At 66.6% G+C, this 11,467-nt stretch carries 8 protein-coding genes; 5 read left to right on the top strand and 3 right to left on the bottom strand.

Annotated elements, in window-relative coordinates; genetic code table 11:
• The first annotated feature begins 30 nt into the window (after positions 1-30).
• The 3 genes from ETC07_RS06695 to clpA all read left to right on the top strand — a co-directional run bounded on the left by ETC07_RS06695 (position 31) and on the right by clpA (position 5,264).
• Entirely contained in the window at positions 31-2,265 is a 2,235-nt protein-coding gene (locus ETC07_RS06695; RefSeq protein WP_136247732.1) for an NADP-dependent isocitrate dehydrogenase, read from the top strand.
• Positions 2,266-2,522: 257 nt separating this feature from the next.
• Entirely contained in the window at positions 2,523-2,852 is a 330-nt protein-coding gene (gene clpS / locus ETC07_RS06690; protein ID WP_240724579.1) for an ATP-dependent Clp protease adapter ClpS, read from the top strand.
• A gap of 135 nt (positions 2,853-2,987) precedes the next feature.
• Entirely contained in the window at positions 2,988-5,264 is a 2,277-nt protein-coding gene (gene clpA, locus ETC07_RS06685; protein WP_136247730.1) for an ATP-dependent Clp protease ATP-binding subunit ClpA, read from the top strand.
• Positions 5,265-5,389: 125 nt separating this feature from the next.
• Here the strand turns inward: clpA and infA are convergent, their stop codons facing one another.
• The 3 genes from infA to aat all read right to left on the bottom strand — a co-directional run bounded on the left by infA (position 5,390) and on the right by aat (position 7,234).
• Positions 5,390-5,608, bottom strand: a complete 219-nt coding sequence (infA, locus tag ETC07_RS06680) for a translation initiation factor IF-1 (RefSeq protein ID WP_013332816.1) — start codon at positions 5,606-5,608, stop codon at positions 5,390-5,392.
• A 122-nt stretch (positions 5,609-5,730) separates the two neighbouring features.
• Positions 5,731-6,468, bottom strand: a complete 738-nt coding sequence (locus ETC07_RS06675) for an arginyltransferase (protein WP_136247729.1) — start codon at positions 6,466-6,468, stop codon at positions 5,731-5,733.
• The gene (aat, locus tag ETC07_RS06670; protein ID WP_136247728.1) at positions 6,458-7,234 is read right to left on the bottom strand and encodes a leucyl/phenylalanyl-tRNA--protein transferase; all 777 of its coding nucleotides are present in this window, start codon (positions 7,232-7,234) and stop codon (positions 6,458-6,460) included. The genes ETC07_RS06675 and aat overlap by 11 nt, the downstream gene beginning before the upstream one ends.
• Positions 7,235-7,339: 105 nt before the next feature.
• Here aat and ETC07_RS06665 point away from each other — a divergent pair, with 105 nt between their 5' ends.
• Complete coding sequence (locus tag ETC07_RS06665; protein ID WP_136247727.1) at positions 7,340-10,675, top strand: DNA translocase FtsK; 3,336 nt, start codon at positions 7,340-7,342, stop codon at positions 10,673-10,675.
• A 123-nt stretch (positions 10,676-10,798) separates the two neighbouring features.
• The gene (gene lolA, locus ETC07_RS06660; protein ID WP_136247726.1) at positions 10,799-11,428 is read left to right on the top strand and encodes an outer membrane lipoprotein periplasmic chaperone LolA; all 630 of its coding nucleotides are present in this window, start codon (positions 10,799-10,801) and stop codon (positions 11,426-11,428) included.
• The last annotated feature ends 39 nt before the right edge of the window (positions 11,429-11,467 follow it).

Here is an 11,467-nt window from a genome sequence, read left to right as displayed (position 1 = left end):
ACTGCTGTGACCAGAGAGATCTACGCCAACATGTCCAAAACGCCGAAGATTATCTACACGCTGACCGACGAAGCGCCGGCTCTGGCGACCCATTCCCTGTTGCCGATCATCGACGCCTATACCGACTCCGCGGGTATCGCCGTCGAGACTCGTGATATCTCCCTGGCGGGTCGCATCATCTCGCAGTTCCCCGATTATCTCTCCGCGGCGCAGCAGCTGGGCGATCACCTGGCCGAGCTGGGCGATCTGGCCAAGACGCCGGAAGCCAACATCATCAAGCTGCCCAACATCAGCGCGTCCATGCCGCAGCTCAAGGCGGCCCTCAAGGAGCTGCAGGGCCAGGGCTATGCGCTGCCCGATTATCCGGACGAGCCGAGCAGCGACGCCGAGCGCGACATCAAGGCGCGCTATGACCGCGTCAAGGGCAGCGCCGTGAATCCGGTGCTGCGCGAAGGCAACAGCGACCGCCGCGCGCCGCGTTCGGTCAAGAACTATGCCAGCAAGTATCCGCACCGCATGGGCGCCTGGCAGGCGGACTCGCGCTCTCACGTCGCGCACATGAGCGAGGGTGACTTCTACGGCAGCGAGAAGTCCGCCGTGGTCGACGCCGATGGCGCGGTCAAGATCGAGCTGGTCGGCCAGGATGGCAGCGTCAGCGTGCTCAAGGAGCGCGTGCCGGTGCTGGCCGGTGAGGTCATCGATGGCTCCATGATGAGCCGCGAGGCGCTCTCGGACTTCGTCGCCGAGCAGATCGCCGATGCCAAGGCGCAGGGCGTGTTGTTCTCCCTGCACCTCAAGGCGACCATGATGAAGGTCTCCGACCCGATCATGTTCGGCATGGTGGTCAACGAGTTCTATCGCGACGTGCTGGACAAGCACGCCGACGCCCTGGAAGAGGTCGGCTTCGCGGCCAACAATGGCATCGGCGACCTCTACGCCACCATCGCCAAGCTGCCGGCCGACAAGCAGGCCGAGATCGAGGCCGACATCGAAGCGCTCTACGCCGAGCGTCCGAGCCTGGCCATGGTCGATTCCTACAAGGGCATCACCAACCTGCACGTGCCGAGCGACGTGATCATCGACGCCTCCATGCCGGCGATGATCCGTGACTCCGGCAAGATGTGGGGCGCCGATGATGCCCTGCACGACACCAAGGCGGTGATCCCGGATCGCTGCTATGCCGGCATCTATCAGGCCACCATCGACGACTGCAAGCAGCACGGCGCCTTCGACCCGACCACCATGGGCAGCGTGCCCAACGTCGGCCTGATGGCCCAGAAGGCCGAGGAGTACGGCTCCCACGACAAGACCTTCCAGATCCCCGCCGCCGGCACCGTGCGTGTGACCGATGAGGCCGGCGAGGCACTGTTCGAGCATCCGGTGGAGCAGGGCGACATCTGGCGCATGTGCCAGACCAAGGACGCCCCGATCAAGGACTGGGTCAAGCTGGCCGTGTCCCGCGCCCGTGACAGCGGCGCCCCGGCGGTGTTCTGGCTCGACGCCGAGCGCGCCCACGACGCCCTGCTGATCAAGAAGGTCGAGACCTATCTGCAGGATCACGATACCGATGGCCTGGACATCCGCATCATGGCCCCGGTCGAGGCGATGCAGTTCTCGCTTGCGCGTATCCGTCAGGGCCAGGACACCATCTCGGTGACCGGCAACGTGTTGCGCGACTACCTGACCGACCTGTTCCCGATCATGGAGCTCGGCACCAGCGCCAAGATGCTCTCCATCGTGCCGCTGATGAACGGCGGTGGCCTGTTCGAGACCGGTGCCGGCGGTAGCGCACCCAAGCACGTCCAGCAGCTGCTCGAGGAGAACCACCTGCGCTGGGATTCCCTGGGCGAATTCCTGGCCCTGGCCGCCTCCCTGGAGCACCTGGGCAAGACCTTCGACAACGCCCGCGCCCGAGTGCTGGCCAAGGCGCTGGACGAGGCCAACGGCAAGTTCCTCGACAGCAACAAGTCGCCGTCGCGCAAGGTCGGCGAACTCGACAACCGCGGCAGCCACTTCTACCTGGCGATGTACTGGGCCGAGGCGCTGGCCGCCCAGGATGAGGATGCCGAACTCAAGGCGCTGTTCGGCAAGCTCGCCGGCGAACTGGCCGAGAAGGAATCGGTCATCGTCGAGGAGCTCAGCGGTGTGCAGGGCCAGGCGGTCGATATCGGTGGCTACTACCACGGCAATGGCGAACTGGCCGATGCCGTGATGCGCCCCAGCCGCACCCTCAATGCGGCGCTCGCGTTGGTGGCCGAGCGCTAAGCGCGGCGTTCCCCGCGACACACGCGTCGCCGACGTGCTCCGGCCCTCGCCCGCTTCCGGGCGGGGGCCGTTGCATTGATGGCGATAGGCAAAGACGGCACAGTGAATGCCTCCCCGATGAACCCGGTCGGCTCACCGGCGTCCAAATACGGTTGGAATGCCGGGCGACGACCGGCTTGTCGATAGCGACAGCGAAGCTTATGTTCAAGACACAGGTAGAAGGCATGAGGGCGCGCCGTGCGTCGATCCATGCCGGCATGACACGCCCCCCGGGGCCCGAGGAAGGCGACGACGGCGATCTGGCGGTGCAGTCGTCCGAGCCGGAACTGGCGCAGCCGCCGTTGTACAAGGTGGTCTTGCACAACGATGACTTCACCCCCATGGACTTCGTGGTGGAGGTATTGCAGACGTTCTTCCATGTGGACAACGAGAAGGCGATGCAGATCATGTTGGCCGTGCATACTCAAGGCAAGGCGACCTGTGGGGTCTTCACCCGCGATATCGCCGAGACCAAGAGTCATCAGGTCAACGAATATGCCCGGGAATGCCAGCATCCACTGCTGTGCGACATCGAGGCAACGGATTGAGCGGTGGCGTGTCGAAGTGCAAAAGCCACCAGCGTTGGCAGGATGACTTGCAACGCCGATGTTTGTGCTCGATGTTGAAGATGCTGGATCCGCAAGGATCCGACGCAAGCCCTAAGCGGCGAGAAGGGGACTGCCATGCTGAGCAAAGAACTTGAACTGACCCTGAACACGGCCTTCACCGTGGCGCGTTCCAAGCGCCACGAGTTCATGACCGTGGAGCACCTGCTGCTGGCATTGCTCGACAATGCTTCGGCGGCGGACGTGCTGCGTGCCTGCGGGGCCAACCTCGATAAGCTGCGGTCCGACCTGCAGGATTTCATCAATTCCACCACGCCGCTGATCCCCGAGGAGCAGGCCGACCGCGAGACGCAACCGACGCTGGGCTTCCAGCGCGTGCTGCAGCGCGCGGTGTTCCACGTGCAATCCTCGGGCAAGAGCGAAGTGACCGGCGCCAACGTGTTGGTGGCGATCTTCTCCGAGCAGGAGAGCCAGGCGGTCTACTTCCTCAAGCAGCAGAACGTGGCGCGGGTGGATGCCGTCAACTATATCGCCCATGGCATCTCCAAGGTGGCCGGCCATGGCCAGAGCCAGAGCTCGCCGTCGCCGGAGGCTGAAGATGCCGAGGAGGCCGGCAGCGAGTCGAGCGGTAATCCGCTGACCGGCTATGCCACCAATCTCAATGAGCAGGCCCGGATCGGCAAGATCGACCCGCTGATCGGGCGCGATCACGAGCTCGAGCGGGTGGTGCAGATCCTCGCCCGGCGGCGCAAGAACAACCCGCTGCTGGTCGGCGAGGCCGGCGTCGGCAAGACCGCCATCGCCGAGGGGCTGGCCAAGCGCATCGTCGAGGAAGATGTTCCCGAGGTGATCGGTGACGCCGTGGTCTACTCGCTCGACATGGGCGCGTTGCTGGCCGGCACCAAGTACCGCGGCGACTTCGAGAAGCGCCTCAAGAGCCTGCTGGCCGAGCTCCAGAAGCAGCCCAATGCGATCCTGTTCATCGACGAGATCCATACCGTGATCGGTGCCGGGGCGGCGTCCGGCGGGGTGATGGATGCCTCCAACCTGCTCAAGCCGCTGCTGTCCTCCGGCGAGCTGCGCTGCATCGGCTCGACCACGTTCCAGGAATTCCGCGGCATTTTCGAGAAGGATCGTGCGCTGGCGCGGCGCTTCCAGAAGGTCGATGTCATGGCGCCCTCGGTGGAAGACACCATCCGTATCCTCAAGGGGCTGCGATCGCGCTTCGAGGAGCACCACAAGCTCAAGTACACCGATGCCGCGCTCGAGAGCGCCTCGCGGCTGGCCGATCGCTACATCAACGATCGCCACCTGCCCGACAAGGCGATCGACGTGATCGACGAGGCCGGTGCTCATCAGCGGCTGCTGCCGCCCGAGGTGCGCGTCGATACCATCGATACCGATCAGGTCGAGGCGGTGGTGGCCTCCATCGCGCGGATTCCGCCGAAGAGCGTGTCGAGCTCCGATCGCAAGCTGTTGGCCAACATCGACCGCGATCTCAAGATGCTGGTGTTCGGGCAGGACGAGGCCATCGATAGCCTGTCGGCGGCCATCAAGCTGTCGCGGGCGGGACTCAAGTCGCCGGACAAGCCGGTGGGCAGCTTCCTGTTCGCCGGCCCCACCGGGGTCGGCAAGACCGAGGTGGCTCGCCAGCTGTCCCACATCATGGGCATCGACCTGGTGCGCTTCGACATGTCCGAGTACATGGAACGCCACACCGTGTCGCGGTTGATCGGCGCGCCCCCGGGCTATGTCGGCTACGACCAGGGCGGTCTGTTGACCGAGGCGATCACCAAGCAGCCGCATTGCGTGCTGTTGCTCGATGAGATCGAGAAGGCCCACCCCGAGGTCTTCAACCTGCTGCTGCAGGTCATGGATCATGGTCGCCTGACCGACAATAACGGGCGAGAGGCGGACTTCCGTCACGTGATCCTGATCATGACCTCCAATGCCGGGGTCGAGCAGGCCACGCGGCGTTCGATCGGTTTCCAGACCCAGGATCACTCGACCGATGCCATGGAAGTCCTGCGCAAGACCTTCTCGCCGGAGTTCCGCAATCGCCTGGATAGCATCATCCAGTTCCATTCCCTGCCCACCGAGGTGGTGCGCAACGTGGTCGACAAGTTCCTGATCGAACTCCAGGCACAGCTCGACGAGAAGCGTGTACAGCTCGAGGTGGACGATGAGGCCCGCGATTGGTTGGCCGAGAAGGGCTACGACCCCGACATGGGGGCAAGGCCGATGGCGCGGCTGATGCAGGATAAGCTCAAGAAACCGTTGGCCGAGCTGATCCTGTTCGGCGAGCTGGCCGAGCATGGGGGTTTGGTGCATGTCAGCGTCGAGGACGGCGAGCTGCACCTGGCATCGGAGTCGGAACTGGCCGACGCGCCCTGAGGCGGCGCGTCGATCGCTCCCGCTAGCCCATCAGCGCCCTGTCTTCGGACGGGGCGTTGTGCGTTTGGGAGCAGAGCTGGCAGGGGCGGTGCCGGCGCCTGGGGGAAGGCGCTGCGCGGCTGTCCTCAGCGAGAGCGGTAGACGATACGGCCCTTGGACAGGTCATAGGGGGTCAGCTCGACCTTGACCTTGTCGCCGGTGAGGATGCGGATGTAGTTCTTGCGCATCTTGCCCGAGATGTGGGCGGTCACCACGTGGCCGTTCTCGAGTTCGACACGGAACATGGTGTTGGGCAGCGTGTCGACGACGACGCCTTCCATTTCGATATGGTCTTCGCGTGCCATATAGGCAATTCCTCGCTGGTGATAACAAACGGCGGCACGAATGGCGGTGTGTCCGCTCGTGCCGATCAGGATAGCGCGATATTGTGCCGCATGCCGGGCGTCAAGGCAAAACGAGCGCTCATTCAGGTGGGGATCAGGCGCCGCCAGTGGCGTCCCTCGAGCCGTTCCAGGGGGGTGAAGGCCTGTTTGTAGGCCATCTTGCGGCATTCCTGGATCCAGTAACCCAAGTAGACATGAGGCAGTGCCCGGGAGCGGGCGTGCTCCACCAGGGCCAGGATCGCGTAGGTGCCAAGAGAGCGGCGTTCGAAGGCCGCGGCCGGATCGAAGAAGGTGTAGATGGCCGATAGGCCGCGCTCGAGCTGGTCGAAGGCGGAGACGGCCAGCAGCCGGCCGTCCAGGCGCAGCTCCAGCATCCGCGCGTAGTCCTGGTTCAGGGTCAGGAAGGTGCGGTACTGCTCGTGGCTGGGCGGGTACATGTCGCCGTCGGCATGCCGGGTGCGGATGTAGTGGGCATAGAGCCCGTAGTGCTCGGCATCGAAGCATGCCGGGCGCACATTGACCTCGAGATCGGCGTTGCGGCGGTAGAGCTTGCGCTGGGTGCGGTTGGGGGCGAAGTCCTCGACCGGGATGCGTACCGAGATACAGGCGCTGCACCCCTCGCAGTGGGGGCGATAGAGGTGCCGCCCGCTGCGTCGGAAACCGAGCGGCGCCAAGGCATCATAGACACCGCCGCCCGGCGCTTCCTGGGGGTCCAGGAACAGCGTGGTGGCCTCGCGCCCCGGCAGGTAGCTACAGGCGTGGGGCACGGTCAGGAAGAACCGCAGATCGCGAATCGGTTGACGGGGCGTGTTACTGCTCAAGGCGGCCGTCTCCTATGGCTCCCGGGGGCATCTGTCTCGCGGCATCGAGGCGTTCGAACGACCATGCCGGTGGTGCGAAGGCGGGCAGGGTGTCGCCCCGTGGCGTCGGCATATCGTCCAGCCACTCATCAAGATAGCCGATGAATGCCTCTCGGGCGATGTCCCGGGCGCCCAGGCTCGCCAGGTGGGGGGTATGCATCTGGCAGTCGATCAGCCGGCCGCCCTCGGCGGCCATGGCCCGGGCGAGGCTCGCCAGGGCCACCTTGGAGGCATCGGGTGCACGCGAAAACATCGATTCGCCGAAGAATACCGGCCCGAGGGCCAGGCCGTAGAGGCCGCCAACCAGTGTGTCGCCTTGCCAGACTTCTATCGAATGCGCGGCGCCCAGCGTGTGAAGTCGGGCGTAGGACTCGGCCATCGCGGGAGTGATCCAGGTGCCGGGCTCGTCGTCGCGTGGTTCCGCGCAGGCGGTGATGACGGCATCGAAGGCGCGATTCGCGGAGACCGTGAAGCCGCCATTGCGCAGCCGCTTGGCCAGGCTGCGCCGTATCCGAATCTCCTCGGGGAACAGCACCATGCGCGGGTTGGGGCTCCACCATAGGATGGGCTGGCCCTCGCTGTACCAGGGGAAGATGTCGTGGCGATAGGCGTTGAGCAGCCAGGCCGGGCTCAGCTCGCCGCCGGCGGCGAGCAGGCCGCCGGGGTCGTCGAGGGCGCTATCGACCGGCGGGAAGCGAACGGGGTGCTCAGGGAGCCAGGGCAGCATGGGGCAGAGGTCCTCGTGATGTGGGGTCCAAGTGTGACCGGCACGTTGATGGGGCTCAAGTCGTCGTTTCCCCCTGTGACGGGCGCGGCATGCTCGGTATGATTGATGGCCTTGGATTTGGAAGACGCCATCCGGCGCAAGGGGGTTGGCAGCTTGAGTGCCAAGAAGACAACCACGTCGTCGTCACGCGGACGCACGGCGACGGCCAGGGAAACGGCCAGGCGATTCGGTTTGCGGCTGCAGGGCTCCATGCGAGAGGGCGTGGTGATACTGCTGCTGGCGGGCTGTGTGTTCCTGTTGCTGGCGCTGTACAGCTTTCGGCCCGATGACCCTGGCTGGTCGCGTAGCGGCCCCGAGACCGACATCGCCAACTGGATGGGCCAGGTCGGCGCTTGGCTTGCCGATGTGATGTATTCCTTGTTCGGCGTCAGCGCCCTGTGGTGGCCAGCGATGCTGGGCTTCGCCGCCTGGTGGCTGATTCGCGCCGGTCAGGTGCGCCTGGAATGGGATGCCACGGCACTCGCCGTGCGTTGCGGTGGCCTGATGCTGCTGTTACTCGGCACGACCACCCTGGGGGCGTTGCATTTCTATGACCCCGAGAGCCTGCTGCCCTATGGGGCGGGTGGCATCCTCGGCGAGGGGCTGGTCGGGGCGCTGCTGCCGCTGGTCGGCGCCGGTGGCACCGCCTTGTTGTCGCTGGTGGCCCTGCTGTGTGGCGTGCCGCTGTTCAGTGGCTGGTCCTGGCTGACCATCATGGACGAGCTGGGCCGGCGTGCCACCGCGCTGTGGAACCGGGTCGACGAGCGCTTCGCCCTGCGTCGCGGCGGTACGGATGACGATGATACCGAGGAGCGTACGTCGACGCCCGATGCGTCGCCGGCCGCCGAGGCGTCGGCCGAAGCCACTCCGTCACCCGGCCGCACACCCTGGTGGCGCCGCTGGTCGCCGGTACGGCGTGAGGCCGCCCCGGCCCTGGCCGCCGAGAGCGGGCGCCGCGAACCCGGCTTCGGCGACGATGGTGAGACCGATATCCCCTGGGACGTTCCCGAGCACACGCCCTCGGCGAAGCGCCCCGAGGCGGCCTACACCGCCCAGGAGCCGCGGCTTTCGTTGTCCGCCGAGCATGGCGAGCCCGATGCGCCCTCGGCCCCGGCCATGGCGCTGAGAGCCACCGAGCCGGAGGCGCCGGCGCAGCCATCCCCGGCGGCCACACCTGCAGCGCAGGCCGAGGTGCCGGCCGAGCCAGCCGCGCCCCGGTCGCCGGAGGCGTCGTCCCTGCCACGCTCGGAGCCGACCGAGTCGAACGAGGCTCCGCGGCCGTCTGCGGCATCCGACGAGGCGCCGTTGCCCCGGGCGTCCGCGCCGAGCGAGCCTTGCCAGGAAGCCTCTCCGGTGCCTACGCGAGCGATACCGGGCGAGGCGTCGCGTGAGCCACAGGCGCCAGACGCCGAGACGTCAGACGCCCCGAATGAGACGGCCGCGCCGCCCTGGTCGCCCGACGAGGCGCCTGAATCGGCCGAGGCAGCGGTCGCGGCGAACCAGCCGGCCGAGCCTGAGGCACGCGAGACGACCGCCGCGCCGGAGTCAGCCCTTGAGTCGAAGCCGAGCCCCGAGCCGGCGGCGGCTCCGCCGGCGCGCGAGCGTGAGGCGGACGACCCGGCAGCCTCGGTGCCCGAGCGGCCCGAGCCGCGGCGGGTGCCGGAGGTGATTCCCGAACCGGTGCTGCCGGACGACGATGACGTTCCGCTACCGGCGGCTCCGCGGTCGTCCGAGCCGCCGCATCAGGAGGAATCGCCGCGTCAGGAGGCGTCGCCCGCGAACATGGCCAGCGCCGATCAGGCGCGACAGGCCGCCGAAGAGGGCGATGGCCCGGCGCTGTGGACCGTGGAGCATCTGCAGAATCAGGGTGCCGAGGTGGAAGCCTACGCCGAGCCCGAGGGTGAGTTGCCGAGCCTGCGCCTGCTGACGCCGCCTCAGGATCATCAGCCCAACTACACCGACGAGCAGCTCGCCGAGATGGCCGAACTGCTCGAGGTTCGGCTGCGTGAGTACGGGGTCAAGGCCGAGGTGGTCGACACCTGGCCGGGTCCGGTGATCACGCGTTTCGAGATCAAGCCCGCGGCGGGGGTGAAGGTTTCCAAGATCAGCAACCTGGCCAAGGACCTGGCGCGTTCGCTGATGGTCAAGAGCGTGCGTGTGGTGGAAGTGATCCCGGGCCGGCCCACGGTGGGCATCGAGATCCCCAACCCCAACCGCGCGATGATCCGCCTGCGCGAGGTGATCGACTCCGACCGCTACCAACACGAGGCCTCGGCGCTGACCATGGCGCTCGGCCAGGACATCGGTGGCGGGGCGGTGGTCGCCAATCTCGGCAAGATGCCGCACCTGCTGGTGGCCGGCACCACCGGCTCGGGCAAGTCGGTGGGGGTCAATGCCATGTTGATCTCCATGCTGCTCAAGGCCAATCCCGACGAGGTCCGCATGATCATGGTGGACCCCAAGATGCTGGAGCTGTCGGTCTACGATGGCATCCCGCACCTGCTGGCGCCGGTGGTCACCGACATGAAGGAGGCCGCCAACGCGCTGCGCTGGTGTGTGGCCGAGATGGAGCGGCGCTACAAGCTGATGGCGGCCATGGGCGTGCGTAACATCGCCGGCTTCAATGCCAAGCTCGACGAGGCCGAACGCGCCGGTGCCCAGGTCGCCGACCCGCTGTGGGAGCCGCAGCCCTGGGAGATGCATCAGGAGCCGCCGGTGCTCGAGAAGCTGCCCTATATCGTGGTGGTGATCGACGAGTTCGCCGACATGTTCATGATCGTCGGCAAGAAGGTCGAGGAGCTGATCGCGCGGCTGGCCCAGAAGGCGCGTGCCGCCGGCATCCACCTGATACTGGCCACCCAGCGCCCCTCGGTGGATGTGGTGACCGGGTTGATCAAGGCCAACATCCCCACCCGCATGGCCTTCCAGGTGTCGTCGCGGGTCGATTCGCGGACCATCCTCGACCAGGGTGGCGCCGAGGCGCTGCTGGGTCACGGCGACATGCTCTACCTGCCCGCCGGCTCCGGGATGCCGACCCGCGTGCACGGTGCCTTCGTCGATGACGACGAGGTGCATCGGGTGGTCGAGGACTGGAAGCGTCGTGGCGAGCCGGAGTACATCGACGAGATCCTCTCCGGCGGCGTCTCCGCGGATGCGCTGGCCGGCCTCGAGGCCGAGGGTGGCGGTGGCGACGATGCCGAGCAGGATGCGCTCTACGATGAGGCGGTGGCCTTCGTCACCGAGAGTCGTCGGGCCTCGATCTCGGCGGTCCAGCGCCGCTTCAAGATCGGTTACAACCGCGCCGCACGCCTGGTCGAGGCGATGGAAATGGCCGGCGTGGTCTCGACCATGGGCACCAACGGTGCCCGCGAAGTGCTGGCATCGCCGCCGGCGGGCAACTAACCCGTCGATCATGCAACCATCATGCAAGCCGCGGCGGGGCGGCAACCCGCCGCGGTGAGCGTAGTCGTAACGGGCAGGATGCCTATCGATCCCCAGGGAACCCGACCCTCAGGGAAACAGGAGATGACCATGAAACGATCCCTCGCCGCGCTGGCCCTGGTGGCCCTGACCCCGCTGTCGGCCATGGCCGATCAGGGTGCCGAGCGTCTGGCCCGTATGCTGGAGCCGGTGGATACCTACGTCGCGGACTTCGACCAACAGATCCTCGATGGCTCGGGGCAGCGCCTGCAGGAGGCCAATGGCCGGATGTGGCTGTCGCGCCCGGGTCGCTTTCGCTGGGAGGTCAATGCGCCCTACGAGCAGGTCGTGGTCTCCGACGGCGAGCAGGTGACCCTCTTCGACCCCGACCTGGCGCAGGCGACCGTCCAGCCGCTGGACGAGCGTGTCACCCACACGCCGGCCCTGCTGTTGTCCGGCAGCGCCGGACAGCTGACCGACAACTACGAGGTCACCAGCAGCCAGCAGGGCACCGCCGAGATCTTCGAGCTGGTGCCGAAGAGCCCCGACACCCTGTTCGAGGAGCTCAAGCTGACGTTCTACGGCGAGCGGCTCGGCTTCTTGCAGATGACCGACAGCACCGGCCAGCGCACCGCCATCGAGTTCGATGATGTCGAGCAGAACGTGTCGGTGGAAGATGCTCGCTTCGACCTGACATTGCCCGAAGGTACCGACGTGATCCGCGAAGCCCAGTAAACGACGAGCGGTGAGCGACAGACAGACCCCGATGGCCGA

This window comes from Halomonas borealis (genome assembly GCF_004798905.1).
GTDB classification, from domain to species: Bacteria; Pseudomonadota; Gammaproteobacteria; order Pseudomonadales; family Halomonadaceae; genus Halomonas; species Halomonas borealis.
The sequence above is the reverse complement of the archived record's forward strand: the minus strand, read 5'-3'. Positions and strand labels throughout refer to the sequence as shown.